This window comes from Microlunatus sp. YIM B11417 (genome assembly GCF_059617205.1).
The window spans coordinates 225799-252409 of the sequence record NZ_JCAMPJ010000007.1 but is presented as its reverse complement, the minus strand read 5'-3'; the positions used below and the strand labels follow the sequence as shown (position 1 = coordinate 252409).

The following is a 26611-nucleotide window of genomic DNA, read 5'->3' as shown; positions in this document are numbered from 1 at the left end:
CCCTTGACGTAGGTGGCGTGGTGTTTGTCGTGGTGGAGTTCCATGATCGTGCCGGAGATGTGGGGTTCCAGCGCGGCGTAGTCGTAGGGAAGATCAGGAAGCTCATAAGCAGGCACAGCGCATTCCTTTCGCAGGTTCAACGAACTCGACTTGACATCCTACGCTCGCCCTTTCGGGCCCGATCAAGGGCCAACGCGGCGCGGCGCGCGCAACCCGGTGCGACGCGGTGGCAGCCCGGTGCAGGACACTGGCTCCATGATCTCGGCCATGTCGCTGCGAGGGTTGCGCAAGAACTTCGGCCAGAAACGGGCCGTCGACGACCTCCAACTCGAGGTACGGCAGGGCTGCATGTTCGGCCTGGTCGGACCGAACGGGGCCGGCAAGACGACCACCCTGTCGATGGCGACCGGCCTGCTCCGCCCCGACGCGGGGACGGCCTCCGTGCTCGATCACGACGTGTGGTCCGATCCGGTCCGGGCCAAGGAGCTGATGGGCGTGTTGCCGGACGGGCTCCGGCTCTTCGACCGGCTCAGCGGCGGTGAACTGCTTCGCTACGTCGGGTTGATCCGCCGGGTCCCGCTGCCCGACATCGAGGCCCGCAGCGCCGAACTGCTCGCGGCGCTCGGACTGGCCGACGACCGCGACACGCTGGTGGTCGAGTATTCGGCCGGCATGACCAAGAAGATCGGCCTGGCCTGCGCGCTGATCCACGCGCCGCGACTGTTGATCTTGGACGAACCGTTCGAGGCGGTCGACCCGGTATCGGGCGAGACGATCCGCTCGATCCTGCGCGACTTCGTCCGCGGTGGCGGCACGGTGGTGCTGTCCAGCCACGTGATGGAGCTGGTGGAGAGCCTCTGCGACGAGCTGGCCGTCGTGGCTCAGGGCCGGGTGCTCGCGGCCGGGACACTTGACGACGTCCGGGCCGGATCGACGCTGCAGCAGCGCTTCCTCGAGCTGGTCGGGTTCCAGGCCGGCGCGGAGGGAGGGCTGGCATGGTTGCAATCGTCGTCCGACTCAAACTGACCCTGCTGAAGAACAGCCTGCGGCGCAGCATCTGGCGCACCGTCGGCATGATCATCGGCGGCGTGTACGGACTCGGCCTGGTGGCCGGGGCGATCTTCGGGATCGTCGCGCTCCGGCTCTGGGCGCCGGCCGACATCGCGGCCGACGTCCTGGTGCTCGCCTTCGCCCTGCTGACCGGCGGCTGGCTGTTCTTCTCGCTGCTCGTGTTCGGCGTCGACGAGACCGTCGACCCGGCCAAGTTCGCGCTGCTGCCGGTACGGGCCCGGGAACTGCAGCCCGGCCTGTTGATCGCCGGGCTGATCGGGATCCCCGGCGTCGCCACCACCCTGGTCGCGCTGGCCATGATCATCGGCTACACCCGTGACCCGGTGTCGACGGTCGCGGCGGTCCTCGTCGTACCGTTCGGCGTGGCCAGCTGCTTCCTGCTGGCCCGGACCGCGACCACCGTCTTCGCCCGGTTCCTGTCCTCGCGCCGGTTCCGCGATCTCGCCTTCGTGCTGCTGGCGGTCTTCGGGGCCGGCAGCGCCGTGCTCGGCAACCTGTCCGGCGGGCTCGCCGGCGCCGGCCTTGATCAACTCCGGGCGGTGCTCGGCGACAGCGCCGAGGTGGCCGGCTGGCTGCCGGTCGGCTGGCTCTGGTCGGTGCCGGCGGAGGTCGGTCGCGGCGGGTACGCGGTCGCGGCGATCAAGCTGCTGCTCGGCCTGGCCATGATCATCGGACTCTGGCTGGTCTGGCGGCACTTCCTGGCCAAGCGGCTGGTGGAGCCGATCGAGGGCGGCGGCGAGGCGCGCAAGGTGAAGCAGGGCCGGCTCGTGGAACGGCTCTACCCGGCGACCCCGTCGGGCGGGGTCGGTTTTCGTACCCTGATCTACTGGCGCCGCGACCCCCGTTACATCGCAGGGATCGCGGGCTTCCTGATCTTGCCGCTGGCCCTCATCGCCACCCAGATCGCGAACCCGAACGTGGCCAGCCGGCCGTTGATCGCGTTCGCGCCCGTGCTGCTCGGCCTGTTCGTCTCGGTCAGCGTGGCCCAGGATCTCTCCTACGACGGCTCGGCGATCTGGCTGCACATCGTCGGCGGCCTGTCCGGTGCCGATGATCGGGCCGGCCGGGTCTACTCGGGCCTCACCCTGCTCGGACCGCTGCTGCTCGCGGTCACCGTGGTCTCGCTGGCGATCAGCGGCCAATGGCATCTCACCACCCAGGTCCTGGCGCTGGTGGTCGGGTTGACGTTGATCGGCTTCGGGGTCGGGTCGTTCGTCGGTGCGCTCTGGCAGTGGCCGGCGCCGCCGCCCGGCAGCAGCCCGTTCCAGAAGGGCAACAGCGGCGGGTTGCCGGCGCTGCTGTCGTTCCTGGTCTCGTCCGGCCTGTCGATCGGGCTCGGGCTGCCGTTGATCGCGCTGGTGATCGGGTCGTTCTGGGTCGGCTGGCTCGCCGCGCTCGCGCTGGTCGTCGGGATCGTCGGCGGCCTCGTCGTGCTCCGGTACGGCATCCGGCTCGGCGGCCGTACCCTGGAACGCCGCTGGCCCGAGGTGATGGCCGCGGTCAGCGAGCGGGCCGGGTGACGGCGAACAGCCGGAACCCCTTCGCACTGGCCACCCGGTCGCACCGGTAACCCTGCTCGACCAGCCACCGCTGCAGCGAGTCGGCGCCGAGGTTCTTGCCGACCACCAGCCGGGCCACCCCGTCCGGCGCCAGCCGCGGCAGCCAGGTCGACAGCAGCGCGTGGACCGCCTCCTTGCCGATCCGGATCGGTGGATTGGACCACAACTCGTCGTACCGGACGGACGGGTCGGCCTGATCCGGTCGCAGGGTGGTGATCCGGTCGGCCACGCCGTGCTCGGCCGCGTTGTCCCGGCAGAGCCGCAGCGCCCGGTCGTTGCTGTCCACCGCGTCGATCCGCGCCTCCGGGAGGGCCAGGGCCAGCGTGATCGCGATCGGCCCCCAGCCGCAGCCGAGATCGAGCAGCCGCCGAGCTCCGGCCGGCGGCTCGAAGGTACGCAGCAGCAGCGCCGTCGCATGATCAAGACCGTCGGCCGAGAAGACGCCGTTCGCCGTGCTGAAGGACAGCTCCCGATCACCGATCCGAGCGGTGATCCGGCGCCGCTTCTCCGGCGTGGCCGGCTCCCGTTCGAAATAGTGATCTTGGGTCATGGCAGCGACCTCGTGCTGCGGGCCTCGGCGACGCGAGCGGCGAGTCGATCATCGGGCGGGTAGTGCACCTGCTCCAGCGTGAGCCCGTGGGCAGGCATCACCTGGACCGACGAATCCCGGACCGGGGTGTCCGCGATCCCTTGCAGCCAAGCGAGATCGCGGCGTCCGGTGCCCACCGCGACGACGGCACCGACCAGGGAACGGACCATCGAGTGGCAGAACGCGTCCGCGCGCACGGTCAACTCGATCAGGCCGCCGTCGTGGCGCCGGCCCGCGAAGTCGAGCAGGGTACGGATCGTCGTCGCGCCCTCGCGGCGGCGGCAGAAGGCGCCGAAGTCGCGCAGCCCGAGCAGCGTCGCGGCCGCGGTGTTGAGCCGGTCGAGGTCGATCGGTTCGCGGACGTGCGCGACGACGTCCCGGATCAGCGGGTCGGGCCGGATCGCTCCGTCGACGATCCGGTAGCTGTAGCGCCGCCAGTCTGCCGCGAACCGGGCGTCGAAGCCCGGCGGCGCCGGCCGTACCGTACGGACGACAAGATCATCGGGCAGCGCCCGGTTCAGCCGGCGGAGCAGCGTCGTACCGTCGCCGGCCACCTCGGCGGCAAGATCGACATGAACCACCTGGCCGCGTGCGTGCACGCCGGCGTCGGTCCGGCCGGCACAGACCACCCGGGCCGGCTCCGGCAGCCGCAGCACCGCCGCGATCCAGCGCTCCAGCTCGCCCTGCACGGTCCGCAGGCCGGGCTGGTCGGCCCAGCCGGCGAAGTTCGCGCCGTGGTAGGCGAGATCGAGCCGGAGCCGTACCGGAACGTCGTCCGTCATGATCAACGACGGCGATAGGAGAGGTCGAAGATGTGCCGCCCGGCGGCGATCCCGCGCTCCTCGAACCGGGTCATCGGCCGTTGCACCCAGCGCGGCGCCCAGCCCTCGCGGAACTCGTTGACGAACCGCGGATGATCATCGAGGACCTCGCGCATCTGCCCGGCGTAGTCCTCCCAGTCGGTGGCCAGCCGCCAGACCCCGTGCCGCTTCATCCGGCTCGCCACCAGATCGGCGAACGGCCGGCTGACCAACCGGCGCTTGTGATGCTTCTTCTTCGGCCACGGATCGGGGAAGAAGGTCCACAACCGGTCGATCGACTCGGGCGGCAGCAGGCGGCGCAGACCCTCCGCCGCATCCGTCTCGGCGACCCGCAGGTTCTCGATCCCGGCGTCGGCGATCTTGCCGAGGATCGAACCCACCGAGGGGGTGTACACCTCGAAGGCGATGACGTTCGCCTCCGGCCGGGCGGCCGCCATCGGGACCAGCGATTCGCCCATCCCGGGACCGATCTCGATGATCAGCGGCGCCTCGCGCCCGAAGATCCCGGTCAGGTCGAGCGGCTGCTCGGCCGCGGGGTTCTCCGGCACCGGCGGCGGGGGCACGTCGATCACCCAGCGCTCCCGGAACCGGTCCAGATTCCTCTGCTGGGCCACGGTGATCCGTCCGCCGCGGCGGACGAAGGACACGATCCCGCGGCGAACCGTCCCTGAGCGCTGGCCTACCATGATCACGCAATGTACCAACCGCCCAGTAGAGCGGCAGGGGAGGAGCTCCATGGCGCCGAAGGCCGTTTTCGCGATGAACCCGGGGCTGGAGCGGCGGTTCTTCGACGCCGACCGGCTGGGGCGGCTGACCGAACTGCTCGACCTTGACCCCGACCTGGTGATCCGCGACTGGCAGGACGCCCCGGCGGACGTGGAGCTGGCGATCACCGGCTGGGGCGCCCCGGTCCTGGACGCCGCCGCGCTGGAGCGGTTGCCGCGGCTGCGCGGTGTGATCCACGCGGCCGGCTCGGTCCGCTCGATGCTTCCGGACGCTGCCTGGCAGCGCGAGCTGCAGGTGTCCAGTGCCGCTCACGCCAACGCCGTGCCGGTCGCCGAGTTCACCCTCGCGGCGATCCTGTTCGCCGGCAAGGACGTGATCGGGATCTCGCGGGCGTACACGACCGACCAGGTGCGGACCGACCGCGGCCCGGAGATCGGCAACTACGGCAGGACCGTCGGAATCGTCGGCGCGTCGCTGGTCGGGGCCCGCGTGATCGAACTGCTGCAGCCGTTCGACCTGACCGTTCTGGTGTACGACCCGTACCTGACCGCCGAGCGCGCCGCCGAACTCGGCGCCACCAAGATCGACGACCTGGTCGAGCTGGCCCGGCGCAGCGACGTGTTCAGCCTGCATGCCCCGTCCATCCCGGCGACCGCCAACATGATCTCGGCCGAGGTGCTGGCCGCCCTGCCGGACGGCGCCACGCTGATCAACACCGCCCGGCCGTCGATCATCGAGACGGCGGCACTGGAGGCGGAACTGATCAAGGGCCGGCTGCGCGCCATGCTCGACGTCAGCGACCCGGAGCCCCTGCCGCCCGGCCATGTGCTGTACGGGCTGCCGAACGTCTTCCTGACGCCGCACCTGGCCGGCTCGGCCGGGAACGAGCTCGGCCGGATGGGAGCCGCCGCCGTGGATGAGGTGGAACGGTTCGTCGCTGGTTCGCCTTTGCAGCATGCGGTGACGGCGGCTGATCTGGCCCGCGTCGCCTGACCTCTGGCCTGTGCCCTGAGCCTGTCGAAGGGCCTTGGGGTGGGGGAGTGCTTGGTCTCGCGGCGCGGTTCGGGGGTCTGTGCGCGGACAACCATCCGCCCGCGGTGATCTGAGTTGTGCTGGCGCGGTCTGGACGTCGCGGACTTCCGCAGGCCGTCCGCGGCCGCGCCCAGACCCGGCGTCCTGCGGACAGGCGGCCCGCGGACGGCGGACACCGCACACTTCCTGCGGCGTCCGCAGGGCAACCGCGGTGCCCGCGCGGCAGCCGATCGTCAACGCCGCGGCCGCTCCGCCGACGGTTCGCGCGCTCTTGCGCGCCGCCGGCGTCGCTCGGTGACGTCCGGAGGCAGTCGTCTCGGCACCGCGAACGTGATTCCGGACCGCAGCCGCCGACCTGGCTGGGCGGCGACGGACCGGGATCCAGCGCACTTGCGCGAAACCTTGCCGGTTGACGGCGGTTCCGTCGAAATGCGCTCGATTTCGGTCACTCCAGGTGCGCGTGCCACCGAGGGTGCGTGGGGTGTAACCCTGCTCGGGGCGCTCCACGGGTCCGGGGTAAACCGCGTGCCTCGGGAGGGCGCTGCAACTAGGGTGCGGGGCATGGGACACGTTGAGTTGGCACGCGTGTCGTATCACCTTCCGGATGGGCGGGTGTTGCTCGACGAGATCTCGTTCCGGGTGGGGGACGGAGCCGTGGTCGCCCTGGTCGGGCCGAACGGGGCCGGCAAGACGACGCTGATGCGGATCATCTCCGGGGACCTTGCTCCGACGTCGGGGACTGTGACGCGGAGCGGCACGCTCGGGGTGATGCGGCAGTTCATCGGCAGCATCCGTGATGAGAGTACGGTGCGCGATCTGCTGTTCTCGCTGACTGGGGACCGGCTGCGGGCGGCGGTGGCCGAGGTGGACCGGCTCGAGCTGGCGTTGATGGACGACGACTCCGAGGCCGTACAGCTGCAATACGCGCAGGCGTTGGCCGACTACGGCGACGCGGGCGGTTACGAGGCCGAGGTGATGTTCGACGCCTGCTGCACGTCGGCGCTCGGGGTCCCGTACGACCGGGCCCGGTGGCGTGAGGTGCGGACGCTGTCCGGCGGCGAGCAGAAGCGGCTCGCCCTGGAGGCGCTGCTGCGTGGTTCCGACGACGTGCTGATGCTCGACGAGCCGGACAACTATCTCGACGTGCCGGGAAAGCGCTGGCTCGAAGATCAACTTCGGAACACCCAGAAGACGATCTTGCTGATCAGCCATGATCGGGAACTGCTGGCCCAGGCCGCGACGGCGATCGCCGCGGTCGAGCTCGGGGCGGCCGGAAACTCGCTCTGGGTCCATCCCGGCGGGTTCGGCACGTTCGCCGAGGCACGGCAGGCGAGATTCGACCGGCTCGAGGAGCTGCGGCGGCGCTGGGACGAAGATCACCAGAAGCTCAAGGACCTGGTCCAGCTGTACAAGATCAAAGCCGCGTACAACTCCGACATGGCGGCGCGTTACCAGGCGGCGAGGACACGACTGGCCAAGTTCGAGGAGGCCGGCCCGCCGGAGGCGATCCCGCTGGCCCAGCACGTCTCGATGCGGTTGCGTGGCGGCCGGACCGGCAAGCGTGCGGTGATCGTCGAGAACCTCGAGCTGACCGGACTGATGAAGCCGTTCGACGCCGAGATCTGGTACGGCGACCGGGTGGCCGTGCTCGGCTCGAACGGATCCGGCAAGTCGCACTTCCTGCGTCTGCTGGCCTTGGGCGGCAGCGATCCCGACGTCGAACACCGACCGGTGGCCTCGCTCGACATCGCCCCGGTCGAGCACACCGGCAAGGCCCGGCTCGGCGCGCGGGTGCGGCCCGGCTGGTTCGCCCAGACGCACCACCATCCCGAGTATCTCGGCCGGACGCTGCTCGAGATCCTGCACCGCGGCGACGATCATCGAGCCGGGATGGGCCAGGAGGAAGCGGCCCGGAAACTGGATCGCTACGAGCTGGCCCGATCGGCCGAGCAACGGTTCGAGACCCTGTCCGGCGGCCAGCAGGCCCGGTTCCAGATCCTGATCCTGGAACTGTCCGGGGCCACCCTGCTGCTGCTCGACGAGCCGACGGACAACCTCGACATCTCCTCGGCCGAGGCCCTGGAGCACGGCCTCGAGGTCTTCGACGGTACGGTGATCGCGGTCACCCATGATCGATGGTTCGCGCGGGCGTTCGACCGGTTCCTCATCTTCGGTGCCGACGGAAGCGTGTACGAGGCCGATCAGCCGGTCTGGGACGAAGGACGGGTCGCCCGAGCGCGGTGACGCGGGGAACGGAGATCCGATGCAACTCGACGACATCACCCGGCTGGCCTGGGAGGTCCGCCACTACGGCGCGGTCGGCAACGGGGTGGTCGACGACACCGAGGCCCTGCAACTGGCGATCGACCGGGCGAGTGCGGGCGGCGGCGGCAGGGTCCTGGTGCCGGCCGGAAGCTACCGCTGCCGGTCCGTCGACCTGCGTTCGAACGTCGAGCTGCACCTGGCGCCCGGAAGCCGGCTGATCGCCGACCCGGAACACACGGGCGACCTGGTCGTTCTGCGCGGGCAGCGGAACATCGCGATCACCGGGACCGGAACGATCGACGCCGGCGACGCGCCGGGTGCGGCCGTGGCGATCGCGGACTGCGACGAGATCGACCTGCGCGGGCCGAGGGTTGTCGGCGGCGCGGATGCCGGGACCGGGATCATGATCGCCGGAGCGCGCGGGGTGACGATCGAGGGATGCCGGATCAGGGTCGCCGGGACCGGGCTGGACCTGCGTGCCCATGATCAAGAGGGCGAGTCCCGCGACGTGATCATCGGCAACTGCCACGTCGGGCCGGCCACGGTCGCGGTCAGAGTCGGTGGCCGGCTGCGCCGCTGTGCGTTCAACGGCCTGGTGATCGGAGATTCCGCCGTCGGGCTCGAGTTCGGCGACGGCTCGGCCGACCAGGTGCGGTTCGCGGAATTGATCATCGGAGCTGACGTACCGCTGCTGTGGTCCGGAGCCGCCCCGAACGGGTCGGTCACCTTCGCCGGCCTGTCGATCGCGGGCCGGTGACCCTGTCGTGGAACCCACGAGTCCGACCGCGCCGCTGGCCTTCCAGCTCGAAGTGAGCTCGATGCTCCTCGATCATCACCTGACCGGCCTGACGGTCGAGGACCTGGACTGGGTGCCGGCCCCGACGCACTGGACGATGCACCGGTCGGGTTCGGGACCCTGGGAGCCCGACTGGGCCGACAGCGAGCCCGACCCGGTCCCGGTGCCCACGATCGCCTGGCTCAGCTGGCACCTGATCTGGTGGTGGTCCTGCACCCTCGCCGACGTCCACGGCTGGCCGGCCCCGGCCCGCTCCGGGACCGGTTGGCAGCCCGACCCCGACTGGATCCGGACCAAGCTCGCCGAGCTCCGTACCGCCTGGTCGACGGTGCTGATCGACCTGACCGATGCCGACCTGGCCCTGCCGAGCGCCTTCCCCTGGCCCGGCGACGCCGGCCGGACCCGCCTTGATCAACTCGCCTGGGTCACCGTCGAGCACACGAAGAACATCGCCGAACTGGGCCAACTGATGATGCTCCGCCGAGCCGGCGCCCGTTCCTGATCGCGCCTGGTTTCGTCAGACGTGCAGCTCGGGCAGGTAGGGCTCGATGCCGCAGTTGTCGATCACACCGCCACGCAGGACCTGCAGCGCTCGTTCGGAGACCACGAGTTGTGCCTTGCCCGTCAGGCCAAGATCATCCTGACCCGCGGTTCCGGTGACCCGGAGCCACAGGAAATGCGGGAACGGCTTGCCAGCATGCTCTTCCTGGGCATCGGGGGTGAACGTCACCTCGACCTCGTCCAGGTAGAAGCTGCCCAGGCCCGACCGGACCAGGATGTCGGCGAGCCGCTGCGTCACGATGAAGCAGGGGAAGTTCTCCAGCAGTTCGTCGCCGAGGTAGCCCCAGCCGAACTCGTAGTTGAGGTGCTGGACCACGGGCGGATGGACGGTCGCGTCCAGGATCGTACGCTTGCCGAACCCGCCCGCGACCTCGGGCTCGAGGGCGAAGTAGTCCATGATCATTTCCATCTCACCTGCGGGTCGAAGTGACTGCCGTACTTCTGGTCGAGCTTCGTGGCGTAGTTGAGCAGCTGGTCCTGCGTGGGCTCCGGGTTCTTGCGGTAGAAGCGATTCCACTCATTCCGCAGCCCGGTGACCACCTTCTTGCTCTCCGGACGCCTCGGGACGCCGCGCAGATTCTCCAACGAGTGGATCTGGTTCGGAGCGAGGTCGGCCGTCGGAGCAGTGATCATGGCCTGCTCCTGGACCGCGTGATCCACGGTCACCGAATCGGACCGGCTCGGGTACGCCTGCCGGAAGGTCTCGTGGTAGTCGGTCGAGTCCGCCCAGCCCAAGCTCGCCGGCGGCACCGTCTGGCGGGGCGGCCCGACGGTCGATCCGTCCAACGGCCCCTCGCCGGGGCCGGCGGGCGCTTCGCCTTCGGGCGGTGGCAGCCGGATGCTGTTCTGGGCCAGCCGGCGCCGGGCCGCTGCGCGCAGCTCTGGTGGCGTGGCGTCGGGGTCGTGCAGGGTGTCGTACGGGGTGGGGCCGACGGGGCCGGGCCGCGGTGCCTTGCGGGGAAGGGGCTGCTCGGTGTCCAGTTCGGCGTTGCGTTTGCCGAGCTTGGCCGTGGATCCCTTGCCGGTGACCTCCTCGTCGTCGTCCTTGCGGCGGCGGCGCAGGACTCCCTGGCCGCTTTCGACGAGTTGCTGGGTGCCGATCCTGATCGCGCCGAGCCCGGCGCCGCCGGAGAGGGCGCCGCCCCACGCCATGGCGCCCTTGATGGTCAGGGGCGAGGGCATGCCGGCCTTGTGGAAGGCGAAATGCAGGGCGACGGCGGCCATCACCGGGGCGAGGCCGCCGAGGATCAGGGTCATGTCCGAGTTGGGGCCGGTGAAGCCCTTGATCACGTTCAGGATCACGTTGGTGAGCAGGGTGATCAGGCTGAGGATGAAGACGGCGAACGCGGCGGTGAGGGACAGGCCGACGTAGACCTTGACGAACTGGACCAGGCGATTGTTGTCGGCGTTCGGCAACAGGCAGATGATCGAGACGAAGATCGCGGACAGCAGCATGAAGGCGGCGACCGCCTTGACGATCATGATGATCGCGCCCATGGTGCCGAACACTCCGGCGACGCCGAGGGCGGACAGGATGTAGCCGATCAGGGCGGAGTTGCTGGCGCCCTGGTTGGTGCCGTGGAGGGCGGAGATGAAGTCGTAGATCGAGTGCGGCATCTCGCCGGCGACCTTCTTCAGCTCGCCGTCGCCGTCGCCCCAGTCGAAGATCGAGGCGACCTTGTCGCCCTCGGTGTTGAAGAACTCGAAGCAGGCCTTGTCGAAGTTCTCCGAGCGGCCCTCCTCGGCCAGGGCACGCTCCTGCTGGCTGGCCTTCAGCAGCCAGCCCTGCGCCCGCGGGGTGTGCCAGCCGGTCGACTCCTTCAGGTTGGCGAGCTTGTCGTCCCTGGGTACGCAAGCGGCCCAGGCGATCCAGGCCTTGTCCTGCTCGACCCGGTTCAGCGGCCGCCAGGCCGGGGCACGGGTGTTGACGACGAGCTGGCCGGGGTTCTCCGTCACCAGTCGCAGTACGGTGGTCCGGGTGGCGGCCGACCGGTGGAGTGTGTCGTCCTGGCCCTCGGTCGGGTACGCCTCCAGTCCAGCCGGGATCCCGGCGTTGGCGTCCAGCATCCGGCAGGCGACCCGGTTCTGGCCGTTCAGATTGTCCCGGCCGAACTGCCCGACCGACCAGGCCCGGTAGCCGGAGAGTTGCCAGAGGTTGGAGACCGTCTGGGCCGGGATCGACTTCGCCTTGATCATGGCACCCTTGGACAGGGCCGACGCTTCGTACCCCTCCCGCAAGGCGTTGACGTACGCGCCGCAGCTCAGTTCGTCCTGGTCGACCCCGACGCTGTCGTACGCCGACGGAGCCTCCAGGGCTGCGGCGGGCGCGGCAGCGATCTCGGTGATCGCCTGATCGATCATGGTCGCGAACCAGCCAGGGGATCCCTGCCCGGGTTTGTAGCGTCCGGCCGAGTCGGTGGTACTGCTCCCGGCACCCACGATCATGATCACCAGGATCGCGACGATGATCATCTTCACGATCAGTCGTGGCAGCCAGCCGGGGTCCTGCCGCAGTCCGCGGAGCAGCAACCCGATCACGGCGAGGCCGACGATGCCGGCCAGCAGCGGCGACTGCAGGACGGCCTGGCCGAAGCGGGCCACGGTCTGGTCGATGGTCAGGCCGATCGACTGCAGCGGGCAGAACTCGGTCGACCAGGTGACGAACTTCGTGGTGACCGAGTAGAAGAAGTCGCCGAAGGCGAAGGCGCCGCCCTGGAACTCACGCTGGAACGGCGCGAAGTCGAACGGGGTGCCGCCGCCGGACCGGATGTGCAGCTTCTGGGTCGCCCCGGACCACCGCTCGACGGGCAGGTACTGGTAGTCCGCCGTCCCGTCCGCCGCGCAGACGCTCCGGATCGGATCCTCCTGATCGGTCGGCAGAGCCCAGGCCGGAGTCGCGCTCGCCAGGACGACGAACGCGAACGCCACCAGGAGCGCGCTCAAACAGCGGCCCCACCGCAGACTGCTTACCGCCCTCACCCCACCTCCCCACCGCACGACAGGCCCCCGCAACCATAGAACCAGACGCTCCGCGGCGTCGCCAGACCGTGACCAGTACGGTCGTGCCATGGCTGAGGGCGGACTGATCGGGCGCAGGGCCGTGGTGACCGGCGGTGGTACCGGGATCGGGGCCGCGGTGGCGCGCCGACTCGCGGCGGAGGGCGCCGGGGTGGCCATCATCGGGAGGCGGGCCGAGGTGCTGGCCGAGACGGCGGACCGGATCAACGTGGACCTGGGCGCGGACCGGGTCGCCACCGCCACCGCCGACCTGGCCGATCCGGATCAGGTGGCGGCCGTGGCCGAACAGTTGGCGGCCGGCCCGACCGTCGACGTCCTGGTGCTCAACGCGGGCGGTGGGGCGACCTACGGCGACACCACCAGCCTGCACGGTGTCGCCGACGCCTGGCGGACGATCTTCGACCTCAACGTGCTCACGTCGGTCCTGCTCACCGAGGCGTTGCGGGACCGGCTGACCCGTCCCGGCGCCCGGATCATCGCGATGAGCTCGATCGCCGGGCTCCGCGGTCCGGGTGCGTACGGGGCCGCGAAGGGCGCCCTGAACGCCTGGGTGATGGGCCTGGCCACCGAGCTGGCGGCGGATCAGATCACCGTGAACGCGATCGCTCCGGGCTTCGTCCCCGACACTGAGTTCTGGGCCGGACGGCTCACCGACGAGGTCGTGTCGTCGCGCCTGGCGCAGATCCCGCTCGGCCGCCCCGGAACGCCCGACGAGGTCGCCGCGGCGGTCAGTTATCTCGCCGGGCCGGGCGGCGGCTGGACCACCGGCCAGATCCTCCAGGTCAACGGCGGAGCCCTGCAGGGCCGCGGCTGATCTTGACCGAAGCTCTTCCTGGCAGGTGTGAGCAGCCGAATTCGGTCAGCGGAGTTCGATCAGCCGGTTACCGGTCTCGAGCAATTCGACGATGGTGCTGACCTGTGGCTCGAACCAGTCGAGGAGTGCTTGCCGTCTGGTGTTTCCAACGCGTAACCAGACGACTGCCGGCGGATCGGGGCTGAGCGCGACCATATCCGGAAAGTCCTCGTCTTTGGTGACGATCACTGCGCCGTGTTCGATGGCATAGCGCCAAATGTCCCGGTCCGGCGCTTCGGCCAGCCCGATGCCAAAGACATGCTCGGCGTGGTGGTCGCGGTCTGACAGCATCTGAGCCAACGCCGGCGGCAATTGCGCATCATCGAGGAACCGCACGTCGACTACGACGCGATGAGGATCGCGTGGTCGGCTTGCGCGGCGGCGTACTCAAGGCACGCTCTGATGTCGTCGGCAGTCAGGTACGGATAATCGTCCAGGATCTCCTGCTCCGAGGCGCCGGACGCCAGCAGCGCGAGCACGTCGCTCACGCGCATGCGGGTGCCACGCACTCTCGGCCGACCGTGCACGATGTCGGCGTCGATGACGATGCGCTGAAGCTGGGACATGCTGTCAGGATATCCGCGGACCTGAGGTGCGGGATCCTTTTTGACGGCGGCTCTCGCTGCGGTCGGATCCGTGATGGAGTAAGCCCGTGTTGGTACGGGAGCGGCACCGCGAGGTCATGAGGTTGCTCAGGCTGCACGGCGTGGTCCGGCTCGCCGACCTGATGACCAGGCTCGGCTGCTCGGAGTCGACGGCCCGGCGGGATCTGGCGGCGCTGGAGGCGCTGGGCGAGCTGCGCCGGATCCACGGCGGCGCGACCACGGTCGAGACCAGGCAGCCGAGCGGGCCGGTCGTCGACGAGCTGCGAACGGTCGCCCTGGGACTGCGGACCAATCGGGGGCATGGGTCGGGCAGCACCGGCACCGTCGGGTTCCTGATTCCGCAGCGCGGCTACTACTGGGCCAAGGTGCTCGCCGGGGCCCAGCGCGCGGCCGAGCTGACGGGGCTGCGGCTGGTGCTCGGCGAGGCCCCGGACCCGCAGCTGGAGGAGGAGGTACGCGTGCGTACCCTCCTGCAGATCGAGGTCGACGCCCTGCTGATCGCGCCCAATCTGCACCGGCTCGGCGACAACCGGGTGCTGGAGGCACTGCAGGACGTCAACCGGCCGGTGGTCCTGGTGGAGCGGAGGGTTCCGGAGGCGTTCGCGGCCCGCGGAGTGGACTCGGTCGTATCCGATCATGCTCACGGCGGCCGGCTGGCCGGCCGGCATCTGCTCGACCGGAACCATCGGCGCCTCGGGATGCTGGGCTGGCCGGCCTCGCCCACCTTCGAACCGGCGTTGGAGGGGCTGCGCGCCGTCGTGGCCGACGCCGGGGCGACGCTGGTCGAGCACCGGCTGCCGTGGCTCGGCCGGATCGACCATCCTGATCACCGCGGGCTGGTCACCGAGGGTCTGGCCGCCTTGCAGGCGCAGCAGGTGACGGCCGTGGTCTGCCAGCCGGACGAGGCCGCGCTGTATCTGCTCGCGGCGGCCCGGGCCGCGGGCGTACGGATCCCGGAGGATCTGGCGGTGATCACCTACGACGACGAGCTGGCCAGCGAGGAACTGCCGCTGACCGCCGTCGCTCCGGCCAAGGAGGACGTCGGGTTCACGGCCGTGATGCTGTGCCTGCGCCGGATCGCCCGGCTCGGCCCGGGTCCGCATGCGACGCAACAGATCGCGCTGCATCCTCGGTTGGTGGTGCGATCGTCCACCTGACGGGTTCTGACCGGTTTCGGTCCGGTCGCTGGTCCTCGATGATCTGCCCGGTGCACGCTCGCCTCACCAGTGCCGTCCTCACGGCAGAATTCGGAGGCATCGATGATGAAGTCCTCGCCGGTCGGGCTGCGTTCGCACCGGACCGCGACCGCCCTGGTGTGCTTGCTGACGACGGCCATGTTGATCTTGTCGGCAGCGCCGTACGCCACTGCGGACACCGAGTCCAGTCGGGAACGGCCGGTGATCTTCACGACCGAGGGGGAGATCGTCCGGGCCATCCGCCGGGTCGCCGAACGCCAGGAACCCTTCTACACCTCGTGGTTGAAGACCAAGGCGGTCGCCGACGCGGCGCTGACCAAGACCTACGTGCCGGAGCAGTCGTACAACCACGAGACCTACTTCGGCAAGGCCCGCCCCCAGGCGCAGGATGCCCGCAGCCTCGCGCTGGCCGCCCGGATCACCGGCGACGACCGCTATGCCGCCAAGGCCCGGGAGATCCTCCGGCTCTGGGCCCGGGACGCGATCGACGGCGAGTACCCGGGCTGGGGGAGCCCGCACCAGATGGGACTGGTGATCGGACGGGTGATCCCGATCTTCGCCGACACCTACGCGATGCTCTGGAAGGAGCTCCCGGCGCAGGAACGCACCCTGATGGAGCAGTGGTTCCGGAAGATGGCCGAGGCGACCATGATCAGCCGGAACATCTTCAGGTACGAGACGCACACCTGCGACTACGGCGTCTGCCGCTATCGCGGTGAGCCTGGCACGTACCTGGGCGGCAACTACTTCAGCAACCACCTGTCCGCGCACAACCTCGGCCTGCTGGCCATTGCCGCCATGTTCCGTGACAACGCGATGATCCAGGAACAACTGGATTCGCCGAAGAACGACAAGGATCTCCGGGAGTTGATCAACGGCGCGATCGTGATGCCCGATGATCTTGGCGGGGGCGTGGCGGACGGCGATCTCTACAAGGGCGATCCGACCTACACCGCGGGCGCGCCGCTGCCGGAGCCCGGTGAGATCTGGGACCGAAGCCGTACCACACAGGGGCACGGGCTGCACTACACGTTCCTGCACCTGCAACTACTGATGCTGCAGGCCGACATCGCCAAGAACAACGGATCCCGGGACTGGTTCGCCTACGTCGGGCCGCGCGGGGAGAACCTCGCGCTGCCGTTCAAGCTCTACGACGACTTCCTGATGACGGCGGACCCGGGCGCGCGGACCGGGTACTACGTCGCCAGCACGATCGAGTACAACCTGGTGAGCCTGTACGAGCTTGCTCACCGCGAGTACCGGAAGAACCGGGACGCCCGAACGGTCCTCGAGTCGTTCGACCGGGCTCGGTTCGTCGATGATCACCAGACGTTCGGCTGGACCCTGCCGCTGACCGACGGGGTGGACGACCTGGCTCTGTCCGAGCATCTCTATCCCGCGTCCGGGAAGTCGAGCTGGACCTTCGACACCGACGGTGACTTCGAGTCCGTGACGGTACGGAAGGCGCCGGCGACCGTGGCCGGCGGTTCGCTGAACCTGACCGTGAACCAGGACGACCCCGGCGTCGTCACCCCGGACCTGCTCGGCCTGCCGACCGCCGACTACGGCAAGGTCGAGGTACGGATGCGCAACCAGACCGCCGACACCCAGCTGGTGGTCTACTTCAGCACCGACGACGACCCGGTGATCGACGGTGCCAAACGGGCGGCGATCACGGTGACCGCGAACGACGCCGACGTCAAGACGTACCTGATCGACCTGAGCCAGAACCCCGAATGGACCGGCCGGATCCGGCAGCTCCGGGTCGATCCGGTCCAGGGCACGTCGACCGGCACCGTGGCGATCGACTCGATCCGGGTGGTCGGCTGATCACTCGCCGCCGGGCCCGGCGTCATGATCGACTTCGGCCGATCGCCGGGCCCGGGCCAGGGACCGCAGGATCGTCGCGGTCCGTTCGTCGGCGGGATAGTACGACTCGACGGAGATCTCCTCGAGCGTGATGTCCTGCGGCGTGCCGAACATGGTGATCGTGGAGAACAGCTGGAGCTCGTGCCCCTCGTGCCGGATGATCATCGGGATGACGACGTCGAACTCGGCCGCGGCGTCCGGTTCCTCGGCCGCGGACCCGGCGAAGAACTCCTGGTAGAGCTCCTCGATGGCGGGATCTCCGGTCCGGGCCAGCTGACGGGACAGGCGAGCGCGGAAGAAGGCCCGCACCTCAGCGACGTTGACGATCCGGGACCGCAGCTCGCCGGGGGACAGCGCCAGCCGGACCAGGTTGGCCGGCTCGGCGGACCGGCCGACCGCGTCGCCGAGGACCGTGGCCGCGGTCTCGTTGGTGGCCACGAGGTTCCAGTGCCGGTCGAGGACGACGGCCGGATACGGCTCGTGCGCGGTCAGCACGCGCTGCACCGCCTCCCGGGCGGCTGACAGGGCGGGGCCGTCCAGCGGCCATTGGGAGTAGCGGGGCGCGAACCCGGCCGCCACGAGCAGCCGGTTGCGGTCCCGGAGCGGGACCTCGAGTTCGGCCGCGAGTCGCAGCACCATCTCGGCACTGGGATTCGATCGCCCGGTCTCGACCAGGCTCACGTGCCGGGCGGAGACGTCGGCCGCGATGGCCAGGTCGAGTTGGCTGAGGCCTCGACGGTGCCGCCAGGAGCGGAGCAGCCAGCCGACGGTCTGCGTCATGAACTCGGCGCGCCGGCTCCGGCGTAGGCGCCGAGACCGTGCAGCGGATTCGTGTCGTCCTGGCCGAGCGGCTGCACCACTTCCCAGTGCTCGGTGATCAGGTCGCCGGAGAACCGGAAGACGTCGGCGACGGCGATCACCTCACCGTCGGGCAGCCAGCGCCGGGAGAACATCGTCACGAGGTCACCTTCGGCGGCGAGCAGTTCGATGTCGATCCGCATGTCCTGCAAGGGAAAGACGCGGAACGCGGCGAGCCATTCCTCGCGCGACATGGTGGGCAGCTGCCGGTTGTGGTCGACGAAGTCGGGTGCGAGGAGCGGCTCGACCGAAGCCAGGTCGGCCTTCCCGATCAGGTTCGTCATCGCGGTCAGCACGGTCTGTTTCCTGTTGATCATGTCGTCGAGTCTGGCAACGGGTGCTGAAGCAGTCTATGAACCGGGATTTCATGATCGGCCGGCTTCACGCCCCGGACGGCTCAGCCAGGTCAGCGGCGACAGGTCGACAGCGGCGTCGGCGACACGGGCGGCGAACGGAGTGCGCAGCGAACGGCGGGAGGTGTCGATCCAGCCCTGGACGTCCTGATGCCCGGCCTGGCGATATTCGACGGCCTGGATCAGGCATTCGAGCTTGTCCGCGTCCCGGGCGCAGATCGCGGCCGCCGTCTCGGCCGCCTCGTACTCGATCACCGCCTCCAAGATCGAGTTCGCCAGGGTCTCCGGGAGTTCGGCGAGTTGATCACGGGTGATCTGCTCGTTGTCCGGCATCGTCGGAAGATACGTCCGGGCCGAGTGCGGCAGATCGCAGATCCGGGTCTCCTGAGAGTCGTGCCAGATTCCGAGGTACGAGGAGCGCGCCGGATCCGCACCCTCTCCGCGGCGATCAGCGCGGCGAGCTGGGCCACCCGGAGGCTGTGCTCCGAGACCGACTCCGGGTCCCGGACCCCGACCTGCCACCAGCCGGAGCGACGCAGCCGCTTCAGCACGCCGAGTTCGTACGCGAAGCTCGCCACGGCCGCTGCGTCAGGGTCGTTGATCATGATCCTCCGTTGATCGCTCGGTTCTGGTCAGCGTAGCCGCGAGGTGGAACCGGGCGGTGGTCCGAGCACGACCGAAGAGGGCGTAGGGCCGCGGGCTCGGGGGCGCGGGGGGGGGTCATGGCGTCGACGTGGGGCCGGGCCAGGAGCGGCGGACGTGGCGGACCACCAGGATGACGATCACGGCGAGGGCGGCTGCGGCGGTGATCACGCCCAGGACGACGGCGGCCGCGAGACCGGCTCCGGCGGTGTCGGCGATCAGGCCGATCATGGCGCCGACGAGAACGGCGATGATCACGCTGACCAGCAGGGCGATGCTGGACAGGTACTGGACGGCGGGGATCCTGGTCCGCCGGCCGCCGTAGGTCTGCATGATGCCGGCCAGGTCCTCCCGGTGCCCGGTCACGAAGTACGGTTCGAGCTCCGGGGCGATGTCGAGGTAACCGCGGCGGAGCCGGTTCATCCCGGCGACCAGGCCCACGTCGACCGCGTCCAGCTGCACCAGCCGGACCACGGTGGCGAGGCCGATGATCACCAGCAGCGGAATGATCAACAGCGTGAAGACCCGGAAGCCGGTGCCGAAATCGGTGCTGTCCGCGACCAGGGCGATCGCCACGACGGCCGCCGAGACCACGGTCATGAACCAGCTGGCCCGGCTGAAGCTCTCGTTCCAGGACAGGCCGCGGGTGGCGAGCAGGCTCCAGTGTTCGGTGGAGAGGAGCTGGGCTCGTACGCCCGGCGGGATCGGCTCCGGCACCTCGGCGGCACCGGTGCTGTCGGGATTCTCGTCGGGCAAGGCGTCCTCCTCGGCGGCTCCGGCCGGGCTGATCAGGCCGGGTTGGGCGCGACGGGCTCCATCCTGCCAGCGCCGACCGCCGCTGTCGCCCGATGCGAACGGCAGGTCGGCCGGGTAGTGCGGGCGTAGCCGAGGGTGAGCAGGCACAGCCCGAGGCCCCAGACCGCGAAACTGGCGTACACCAGGGCGTACGCCCAGCCGGCGATCTCCGCGTCGCCGATCGACCGCAGGCCCAGCGCCGCCGGGATCAGGCCGATCACCGCCCCGATCAGGCCGACCGGGACCAGCATGAACGAACCGATGGTGCCGACGAAGATCAGGCCGAGCCGAACCAGCCGCTGCCGAAGCCGCAGTCCCATCAGCACCGAGGCGATGATCGACAGGCCGGTCAGCATGGCGGTGTCACCGAAACCGGGCGAGGCGAACGACACGCTGTCGAAGCCGTGCCCGGGCAGGCCGACGCGGATCCCCAGGGCCCAGGCCAGCTTGAGCAGCCCGTACGGCAGCGCACCGACCACCGCGACGGCCGCCAGGATCGGCACCCGGCGCGACCGGCTCGGCGGCACCGTGGCCTCGACCCGGCCGCAGGACGGGCAGACCCCGCGGCCCGCCCGCCAGCGACCGAGCAGCCAGGCGCCGCCGAGGAACGCGGCGATCGCGGTGGTCAGATGCGTGATCATGGTGACGACCGGTGGGTCCAGGACGAACGGGCCGCTCACCTGGGTGATCAGGCCGAGCGTCATGATGATCAGGATCAAGGCGGTGTGCGGAATCGCCGCGGCGCTGCCGGCGACCATGATCAGCAGTGCGGCCAGGGCGATGATCAACAGTGTCGGCCGGGTCCGCCCGCGGATCAGGAAGATCAACACCGCCGCCGCGGCGGCGCCGAGGGCGGCGACCGGACGGGGCGCGAGCGGCATGCCGGGTGCGGTCTCGCCGAGGTCGAAGATCATCAGCGCGACGAACCCGGCGGCGGCGAGCGCGCAGGCCGCTGCCGCGGCTCGGCTCAGGCCGATCCGAGCGAGCAGAGTGCTGTCCATGCCCTCAGCATCGCCCGGACCGGACGGCCGCCGATTCCCCCGGCTGGGGGAACTCGGCCGCCCGGCGGGTGAGCCTCAGCCGGTGAAGTCCCCGTCGCCCAGCGGTACCGGAGCCGGCCGCTCCACCCGGGACTGGATCTCCACCCGCCGGCCCGACCGTGCCGAAGCGAGCAGCGACTCCATCACCTCGAGCACGTGGAAGGACAGCTTGCCGCCGGCCCGCGGTTCGGTGCCGTCGGGCGTGGCGACCAGGTCGGCGAGCCCGTACCCTCGGCTGGCGTTGCGGTAGCCCGCCGAGACCTCGAGCGTCCGCCAGCCCTTGTCGGCGAGGCCGTGCAGCTCCACCTCGCCGTCGAACCGGTTCGGATCCGGTACGGTCAGCGACCCGAGTTCCCCGTGCACCTCGATCCGGGCCGCGTGGCTGGCCACCGAGTCGAAGCTCATCACCAGCGTCGAGAGGACCCCGGAGGAGTGCGTGAGCACGCCGGTCACGTGCGAGTCGACGGTGACGCCGATCGTCTCGCCGGCCCGCGGGCCGCTGCCGATCACCCGGCTGTCCCGGGTCCGGCTGCCCGCCCCGATCACCGACTCCACGTCGCCGAGCAGCGTGATCAACGAGCTCAGGTAGTACGGCCCCATGTCGAGCAACGGCCCGCCGCCCGGCTGGTAGTAGAAGTCGGGATTCGGGTGCCAGCGCTCGTGGCCCGGTGTCACCATCGTCGCGGTCGCGGCGATCGGCGCCCCGATCAGGCCGGAGTCGATCGCCGCCCGGGCGGTCTGGGTCCCGGTGCCGAGCACGGTGTCCGGCGCACTGCCGATCCGTACCCCGGCGGCGTCGGCCGCGGCCAGCACCCGCCGAGCCTCTTCGACGGTCGCGGTCAGCGGCTTCTCGCCGTACACGCTCTTGCCGGCGGCGATCGCGGCCTCGGCGATCTCGGCGTGCGCGGCCGGGATGGTCAGGTTGAGCACCAGGTCGACCTCGGGCGCGGCGAGCAGTTCGTCGACACCGAGCGGCCGGGCTCCCGGGTAGGCGGTCGCGGCGGCCTTGGCGCGCTCCGGATCAAGATCGGCAACGGCGACCAACTCGAGATTGCGCAACCGGGGCAGGGTTCCCAGGTAGGCGCCGCTGATCGCGCCGCAGCCGATCAGGCCGACCCGGGCCCGTCCGCGGCCGTTCACCGGGCCGCCCAGAGCAGGCCGCGTTCGACGATCGTGCGCACCGACGGATGCTGTAGGACGTCGATGCTGTGACCGGGCGTCGCGACGAAGATCTTGCCCTCGCCCCAGGTCCGGGTCCAGATCGCGGGCGAGGTCACCTCGCGGTGCCACGGGTCGCCGTCGCGGACCTTCTGCGTGGTGGTGGCCAGGACGTCGATGTAGTCGTCGGACAGCACCCAGTACTGCTCGGTGACCAGCTCGAAGTCCTCGATCCCGGCGACGATCGGATGCGTCGCCGCCTCGGGCTTGATCTTGATCACGTACGGCACGAAGTTGTTGGCCGGGTCGTCCGGCACCTGCTCCGCGGCGGGCTTGCCGGGATGGCAGGCGAACTGGCCGCCGACCAGGTGCAGGTAGTCGCTGCTGTTGCGGTACGAGTCCGCGATGCCGCCGTGCCAGCCGGCGAACCCGGTGCCGGCCGCGATGGCGCCGCGCAGTCCCTCGAGTTGATCACGCTCGATCGTGCTCATCGTCACGCACTGCATGATCAGATCGACGCCCGCGAGGTAGTCCGTGTCGGCGTAGATCGCCGGCGAGTCCTCGACCCGGACGGCGAAGCCGTTCTCGACCAGATGCGGAATGAAGAGGTCCGTCGCCTGGACCGGCGCATGCCCGTCCCAGCCGCCTCGGACCACCAACGCGGTCCGTCTCCCAGTCGTACTCATCGTCCCCCTTCACCTCCAGCTCGTCCCTACTGCAGCCTGAATCCTTTCAGACCGTACCCGGCCGCGGCAGCGCAGGTCCGGCTCACGGGACGGGCAGGACGGCGGCGCACATCGCCTCACCGACCCACTTCTGGTACGCGTCTCCGGACCAGCCGCGGCGTTCGGTCAGCAGCTCCCAGACCTCCAGGCTGTTCAGGGTCCAGATCCGGTCCCGGGCGAGCTCGACGGACAGCCCGCGCCGGAGGCCGCCGAGTTCCTTCACCCGGCGAGCCACCATCAGGGTCCCGGCGAGCCGTTCGGCGTCGGTGGTGGCCTGGTGCTCGGCGAGCTCCGGGTCGCCGGCCGCCGCCCCGGCCCGGACCGCCAGCATCAGCGGGCCGATCCGTTCCGAGACCCGGCGGCCCAGCGCGGCGTACCCCATCAGGAAGCGGCGCGGGTCGGTCAGCCGGTAGAGCGCGACCACGTCCGGGCGCTGAGCCATCGGTACCGGTTCGTCGTCGCCGATCAGCACGATGTCGTGCACGGCCTTGAGCAGCGCCGGCTTGGACCCGAAGGCGTTGTAGATCGTCTGGGCGGAGACGCCGGCGGCGCGGGCGACGGCGGCGATCGTCGTCGTCGGATAGCCGTGGTCGATGAACGCCCGATGCGCGGCATCGATGATCCGGCGCCTGGTGAGCCGGGCCTGCTCCTCGCGGATCGGACTGCTGTACGGGCGTTCCTTCGGATTCATTTGACTCCAACTAAAATGATGTTACCGTCATTCCAGTCTAAATGAGCAGCGACGCCGCCGTCGCAGGGGAGCCCGCATGTCCACCTTCGTCTTCGCCTCGATCCCGATCCAGGCCCACACCACCAACCCGATGCCGATCGCCGCCCGGCTGGTCGAACGCGGCCACACCGTGCTCTGGTACGCCGGCCGCGCGTTCCATGATCGAATCGCCGGTACCGGAGCACGGCCCATCGGGTTCACCGACCAGCCGGACTACAGCGGCCAGGACATCGAAGCCGCCTTCCCCGAATTCCAAGGGAGATCGGGCCCGGCCATGATCGGACTCGGCTTCGAGAAGATCTTCGTCGGCCACGCGCCGCAACGAGTCGCGGATCTGCGCCGGATCACCGCCGAGCGGCGAGTCGACGCCTTTCTGACGGAGGGCCTGAGCTTCGGCGTCGGTCTGCTCGCCGAACTCGAGGGGATCGGCTGGGCCACGTTCGGTGACGGGCCGCTGCCGTACGTCGACGCCGACACACCGCCCTTCGGGCCGGGACTGCTGCCGCTGCCCGGACCCCTGGGGCGGCTCCGCAACCGGCTCGTCAGCGGGCTGGCCGACAAGATCATCTTCGGCCGGACCGAGCGGGCCTACCGGCGGATCCGGGCCGAGCTCGGACTGCCGCCGGACCCCGTCCCGGCCCTCGACCGGGTGGCGTCGCCGATGCTGCACCTGCAGGGCTGCACGCCCTCGTTCGAGTACCCGCATGCCGACCTGCCGCGGCACATCCACTGGGTCGGCGCCCTTCGGCCCGACCCGGTGCCGTGGCAGCGGCCGGACTGGTGGGACACGCTGCCGGAGGACCGGCCGCTCGTGCACGTGACCCAGGGCAGCCTGCGGCCCGACCCGACGGAGTTGATCATGCCGGCGGTCCGGGCGTTGGCCACGGACCCGGTCCAGGTGATCGTCACCACCGGCGGACCGGACCGCGCCGCGCTGGAACGTGATCATGGTCCGTTGCCTGCCAACTGCCAGGTCGCACCGTGGCTCCCGTACGACGAACTGCTCGGCCGGGCCAGCGTGTTCGTCACCAACGGCGGCTACACCGGGGTCACTCTGGCGTTGGCCAACGGCGTTCCGATCGTGCAGGCCGGCACCACCGAGGAGAAGGCGGAGATCGCCGCGCGGATCGCCTGGAGTGGGGTCGGTCTGCGGTTGGGCCGGACCCATCCGAGCGAGGAGCGGGTCCGCGACGCGGTGCGCCGGGTGCTGGCCGAGCCGTCCTTCCGTGACGCCGCTGAACGGGTTCGCACCGAGTTGGCCGCGCACGACGCGGCCGAGGAAGGGGCCGATCTGCTGGAACGCCTGGCGGCGACCGGCCGACCGGTGCTACGCCAAGATCATGAAGTCAACGCCTGAGGCCGCCGGCGGCGATGCCGTGCTGCAGATCGTCCGGGCTGCCGGGGAGGCGGGCGAGGCGCAGGCCCGGATCAGCCCGCTGCTGGACGAGTACGTCCGCTGGGGCTACACCGAGATGCGCAGGCTTGGTGTGCCGCTCGAACCGGCCGCCATCGACCTGCACCACGCCGCGTTCGCCGAGGAGATTCCGCAGCTGCTCGGGCCACGCGGCAGGCTGCTGATCGCCGAACTGGACGGGCGGCCGGTCGGCGTCGTCGGCCTGCTGCCGGTCGACGGTGAGGTTGCCGAGGTGAAGCGGATGTTCGTGCAGCCGGGCGCCCGCAGCCGCGGCATCGCCCGGCGGCTGCTCACCGACCTGCTCGCTGCCGCGGGCGAGCTGGGCTACCGCCGGGTCCGGCTGGAGACGGCGGTCTTCATGACCGAGGCACAGGCGCTCTATCGTTCGCTGGGCTTCCGGGACGTCGCCGCCTACCCGGGTGCCGAGTCCGCGTTGTCCGGCTTCGGCCGGCACGTGATCTTCCTGGAGTGGTCCGGTCGGCGAGAATGACCGGGTGGCCGCGAGTCAGGAGGAGTCCTTGTTCACGAAGTCCCTGGGTGACGATGCCGAACTGAGTCCGCTGGAGCCGTGGCAGGCCGAGGAGCTGCTGGCCCACATGGACCGTGGGCGGGAGTTCATCGGCCGTTACATCGGGCTCGCGCACGCCGTTCGTGATCTTGAGTCCGCCCGCTCCTTCCTGCGCTCGTACGCGGACAAGGCGCGGGACGACACCGGCCGGATCTACGGCATCCGGGTCGGCGGCACCCTGGTCGGCGGCGTGCTGTTCCGGGTGATGGACGTGCCGCAGGGTACGGCCGAGGCGGGTTGCTGGCTGGAGCCGGCGGCGGTGGGCCGCGGCCTGGTCACCCGGGCGTCCCGGATGATCATCGACTGGGCCATCCGGGACCGCGGGATCCACCGGGTGGAGTGGCTGGCCGCGGTCGGGAACACCGCGAGCATCGCCGTCGCGAAGCGGCTCGGCATGGTGCGCGAGGGCGTACTCCGGCAGGTCTATCTGCACCCGGGCGGCGAACGCCTCGACCTCGAGGTCTGGTCCGTCCTCGCGCCGGAGTGGATCAGTCGCGCGACGGGCGGCCGGTGACGGCGGCGGCCAGGTCGAACAGGGTCCGGTCGGCGGTGTGGACGGCGGCTCCGTCGGCGTCGGTGAGCCAGCGGAGTTCGCCCAGGACGCCCAGCCGGGCGAAGGGCAGCAGGAGTTCTTCGTCGGCCGGGTCGAGCGGTCCGCCCGCGGCCAGGTAGTCGCGCCAGACCTGGCCGGGATCCACGTCCTCGTCGGTGTAGGCGAGGTTCGCGACCTCCCAGATCAGCGGGTCGACGCGAAGATCATCGGTGTCGATGATCGCGACCAGGCTGTCCTCCAGATAGAGCTGGTTGCGCGGGTTCAGGTCCCCGTGGATCGGCGCCCGCCCGGCCAGCCGGCCGGACTCGGTCCAGCCGTCGAGTTGTCGATCAAGCTCTTCGATCGCCCGGTCGATCACGCTCACCGGTCCGAGGATGTCGGCGCCCCGGCCGAACCGGTCCAGCACCGCCGGCCGCGCCACGGCCCAGTTCGACCAGCGTGGCTGCTCGTCGATCGAGGTGAAGCCGGGCCGCTGCTCCAGGCCGAGACCGAGGGAGACGCGGTGCATCGCCGCGACGACCGGGATCAGCGCCCGGCTGCGATCCGCGCTGGTCACCGAGAGGCCGGAGAAGCCTTCCACGTAAGGGAAGACGGTCAGGACTCGATCATCGACGACCGGTACGTCCTGATGCTCCGCGGCGACCACGACCGGCGCCGCCTCGGCCCAGGCTCGGACCACCGGGAGTTCGTACGCGACCTGTTCGGCGGTCCGCTCGGACCGCCCGACCCGAAGCACCCGATCATGATCGGAACACTCGATCTTCCAGGTCTGGTTGAGCAATCCCTCGGCCAGCAGACCCACCCGGGTCGCCGG

General features: G+C 70.2%; 27 protein-coding genes and 2 pseudogenes. 12 read left to right on the top strand and 17 right to left on the bottom strand.

What is annotated here, in order from left to right; translation table 11 throughout:
- A pseudogene (locus tag AC6CCG_RS27530) lies at positions 1–116 on the bottom strand (superoxide dismutase); the annotation flags it as partial.
- A 139-nt stretch (positions 117–255) separates the two neighbouring features.
- Between AC6CCG_RS27530 and AC6CCG_RS27525 the strand changes: the two are divergent.
- Entirely contained in the window at positions 256–1026 is a 771-nt protein-coding gene (locus AC6CCG_RS27525) for an ABC transporter ATP-binding protein (RefSeq protein WP_496657961.1), read from the top strand.
- Positions 996–2591, top strand: a complete 1596-nt coding sequence (locus AC6CCG_RS27520; protein ID WP_496657960.1) for a hypothetical protein — start codon at positions 996–998, stop codon at positions 2589–2591. Before AC6CCG_RS27525 ends, AC6CCG_RS27520 begins: the two co-directional genes overlap by 31 nt.
- On the opposite strand, the gene AC6CCG_RS27515 is transcribed toward AC6CCG_RS27520, so the two are convergent.
- Genes AC6CCG_RS27515 through trmB form a run of 3 tightly spaced genes read right to left on the bottom strand, consistent with a single transcriptional unit; the run spans position 2572 to position 4726 of the window.
- Positions 2572–3180, bottom strand: coding sequence for a class I SAM-dependent methyltransferase (locus tag AC6CCG_RS27515; protein WP_496657959.1), 609 nt, complete (start codon positions 3178–3180; stop codon positions 2572–2574). The genes AC6CCG_RS27520 and AC6CCG_RS27515 overlap by 20 nt on opposite strands.
- Positions 3177–4001, bottom strand: coding sequence for a tRNA pseudouridine(38-40) synthase TruA (gene truA, locus AC6CCG_RS27510; protein ID WP_496657958.1), 825 nt, complete (start codon positions 3999–4001; stop codon positions 3177–3179). Before truA ends, AC6CCG_RS27515 begins: the two co-directional genes overlap by 4 nt.
- 2 nt (positions 4002–4003) lie before the next feature.
- A complete protein-coding gene (gene trmB / locus AC6CCG_RS27505; RefSeq protein WP_496657965.1) occupies positions 4004–4726 on the bottom strand; it encodes a tRNA (guanosine(46)-N7)-methyltransferase TrmB in 723 nt (240 codons plus the stop codon).
- A 49-nt stretch (positions 4727–4775) separates the two neighbouring features.
- On the opposite strand from trmB, the gene AC6CCG_RS27500 reads away from it, so the two are divergent.
- The 4 genes from AC6CCG_RS27500 (at position 4776) to AC6CCG_RS27485 (ending at position 9361) form a co-directional block, all read left to right on the top strand.
- Entirely contained in the window at positions 4776–5759 is a 984-nt protein-coding gene (locus AC6CCG_RS27500) for a hydroxyacid dehydrogenase (RefSeq protein ID WP_496657957.1), read from the top strand.
- 600 nt (positions 5760–6359) lie between these two features.
- Positions 6360–8042 (top strand): ABC-F family ATP-binding cassette domain-containing protein, encoded by a 1683-nt coding sequence (locus AC6CCG_RS27495; RefSeq protein WP_496657956.1) that lies wholly within the window; start codon positions 6360–6362, stop codon positions 8040–8042.
- 19 nt (positions 8043–8061) lie between these two features.
- Positions 8062–8820 (top strand): glycosyl hydrolase family 28-related protein, encoded by a 759-nt coding sequence (locus AC6CCG_RS27490; protein ID WP_496657955.1) that lies wholly within the window; start codon positions 8062–8064, stop codon positions 8818–8820.
- A gap of 7 nt (positions 8821–8827) precedes the next feature.
- Positions 8828–9361 (top strand): DinB family protein, encoded by a 534-nt coding sequence (locus AC6CCG_RS27485; protein WP_496657954.1) that lies wholly within the window; start codon positions 8828–8830, stop codon positions 9359–9361.
- Positions 9362–9376: 15 nt separating this feature from the next.
- Here the strand turns inward: AC6CCG_RS27485 and AC6CCG_RS27480 are convergent, their stop codons facing one another.
- Both AC6CCG_RS27480 and AC6CCG_RS27475 read right to left on the bottom strand, forming a co-directional pair.
- The gene (locus AC6CCG_RS27480) at positions 9377–9823 is read right to left on the bottom strand and encodes a hypothetical protein (RefSeq protein WP_496657953.1); all 447 of its coding nucleotides are present in this window, start codon (positions 9821–9823) and stop codon (positions 9377–9379) included.
- Positions 9820–12363 carry a hypothetical protein gene (locus AC6CCG_RS27475; protein WP_496657952.1) on the bottom strand — a complete coding sequence of 848 codons (2544 nt, stop codon included), beginning with the start codon at positions 12361–12363 and terminating at the stop codon, positions 9820–9822. The genes AC6CCG_RS27480 and AC6CCG_RS27475 overlap by 4 nt, the downstream gene beginning before the upstream one ends.
- Positions 12364–12487: 124 nt before the next feature.
- On the opposite strand from AC6CCG_RS27475, the gene AC6CCG_RS27470 reads away from it, so the two are divergent.
- Positions 12488–13252, top strand: coding sequence for an SDR family NAD(P)-dependent oxidoreductase (locus tag AC6CCG_RS27470; protein ID WP_496657951.1), 765 nt, complete (start codon positions 12488–12490; stop codon positions 13250–13252).
- A 45-nt stretch (positions 13253–13297) separates the two neighbouring features.
- On the opposite strand, the gene AC6CCG_RS27465 is transcribed toward AC6CCG_RS27470, so the two are convergent.
- Positions 13298–13627, bottom strand: coding sequence for a DUF5615 family PIN-like protein (locus AC6CCG_RS27465; RefSeq protein WP_496657950.1), 330 nt, complete (start codon positions 13625–13627; stop codon positions 13298–13300).
- 5 nt (positions 13628–13632) lie between these two features.
- Positions 13633–13857: a DUF433 domain-containing protein gene (locus AC6CCG_RS27460; RefSeq protein WP_496657949.1), complete on the bottom strand. Its 225-nt coding sequence runs from the start codon at positions 13855–13857 to the stop codon at positions 13633–13635.
- An 86-nt stretch (positions 13858–13943) separates the two neighbouring features.
- Here AC6CCG_RS27460 and AC6CCG_RS27455 point away from each other — a divergent pair, with 86 nt between their 5' ends.
- Together AC6CCG_RS27455 and AC6CCG_RS27450 are read left to right on the top strand one after the other, a co-directional pair.
- Entirely contained in the window at positions 13944–15053 is a 1110-nt protein-coding gene (locus AC6CCG_RS27455) for a LacI family DNA-binding transcriptional regulator (protein ID WP_496657948.1), read from the top strand.
- 102 nt (positions 15054–15155) lie between these two features.
- A complete protein-coding gene (locus AC6CCG_RS27450) occupies positions 15156–16922 on the top strand; it encodes an alginate lyase family protein (protein WP_496657947.1) in 1767 nt (588 codons plus the stop codon).
- Here AC6CCG_RS27450 and AC6CCG_RS27445 read toward each other — a convergent pair whose 3' ends face one another.
- The 8 genes and pseudogenes from AC6CCG_RS27445 to AC6CCG_RS27410 all read right to left on the bottom strand — a co-directional run bounded on the left by AC6CCG_RS27445 (position 16923) and on the right by AC6CCG_RS27410 (position 23223).
- Positions 16923–17741: an MmyB family transcriptional regulator gene (locus AC6CCG_RS27445; RefSeq protein WP_496657946.1), complete on the bottom strand. Its 819-nt coding sequence runs from the start codon at positions 17739–17741 to the stop codon at positions 16923–16925.
- Complete coding sequence (locus AC6CCG_RS27440) at positions 17738–18136, bottom strand: nuclear transport factor 2 family protein (protein WP_496657945.1); 399 nt, start codon at positions 18134–18136, stop codon at positions 17738–17740. Before AC6CCG_RS27440 ends, AC6CCG_RS27445 begins: the two co-directional genes overlap by 4 nt.
- A gap of 48 nt (positions 18137–18184) precedes the next feature.
- Positions 18185–18777, bottom strand: a pseudogene (locus AC6CCG_RS27435) (HD domain-containing protein).
- Between the two features lie 115 nt (positions 18778–18892).
- Positions 18893–19570, bottom strand: coding sequence for a hypothetical protein (locus AC6CCG_RS27430; RefSeq protein WP_496657944.1), 678 nt, complete (start codon positions 19568–19570; stop codon positions 18893–18895).
- 32 nt (positions 19571–19602) lie between these two features.
- Positions 19603–20610 (bottom strand): hypothetical protein, encoded by a 1008-nt coding sequence (locus AC6CCG_RS27425; protein WP_496657943.1) that lies wholly within the window; start codon positions 20608–20610, stop codon positions 19603–19605.
- Between the two features lie 75 nt (positions 20611–20685).
- Positions 20686–21789: a Gfo/Idh/MocA family protein gene (locus AC6CCG_RS27420; protein ID WP_496657942.1), complete on the bottom strand. Its 1104-nt coding sequence runs from the start codon at positions 21787–21789 to the stop codon at positions 20686–20688.
- Positions 21786–22493, bottom strand: a complete 708-nt coding sequence (locus AC6CCG_RS27415; protein WP_496657941.1) for a ThuA domain-containing protein — start codon at positions 22491–22493, stop codon at positions 21786–21788. The genes AC6CCG_RS27420 and AC6CCG_RS27415 overlap by 4 nt, the downstream gene beginning before the upstream one ends.
- Positions 22494–22575: 82 nt before the next feature.
- Positions 22576–23223: a TetR/AcrR family transcriptional regulator gene (locus tag AC6CCG_RS27410; protein ID WP_496657940.1), complete on the bottom strand. Its 648-nt coding sequence runs from the start codon at positions 23221–23223 to the stop codon at positions 22576–22578.
- Positions 23224–23299: 76 nt separating this feature from the next.
- Here AC6CCG_RS27410 and AC6CCG_RS27405 point away from each other — a divergent pair, with 76 nt between their 5' ends.
- Genes AC6CCG_RS27405 through AC6CCG_RS27395 form a run of 3 tightly spaced genes read left to right on the top strand, consistent with a single transcriptional unit; the run spans position 23300 to position 25758 of the window.
- Positions 23300–24619, top strand: a complete 1320-nt coding sequence (locus AC6CCG_RS27405; RefSeq protein WP_496657939.1) for a glycosyltransferase — start codon at positions 23300–23302, stop codon at positions 24617–24619.
- The gene (locus AC6CCG_RS27400; RefSeq protein ID WP_496657938.1) at positions 24603–25166 is read left to right on the top strand and encodes a GNAT family N-acetyltransferase; all 564 of its coding nucleotides are present in this window, start codon (positions 24603–24605) and stop codon (positions 25164–25166) included. The genes AC6CCG_RS27405 and AC6CCG_RS27400 overlap by 17 nt, the downstream gene beginning before the upstream one ends.
- A 4-nt stretch (positions 25167–25170) precedes the next feature.
- Positions 25171–25758: a GNAT family N-acetyltransferase gene (locus tag AC6CCG_RS27395; protein ID WP_496657937.1), complete on the top strand. Its 588-nt coding sequence runs from the start codon at positions 25171–25173 to the stop codon at positions 25756–25758.
- Here the strand turns inward: AC6CCG_RS27395 and AC6CCG_RS27390 are convergent.
- Positions 25733–26599, bottom strand: coding sequence for a phosphotransferase enzyme family protein (locus AC6CCG_RS27390; protein ID WP_496657936.1), 867 nt, complete (start codon positions 26597–26599; stop codon positions 25733–25735). The two genes, AC6CCG_RS27395 and AC6CCG_RS27390, sit on opposite strands and share 26 nt — an antisense overlap.
- Positions 26600–26611 lie beyond the last annotated feature (12 nt).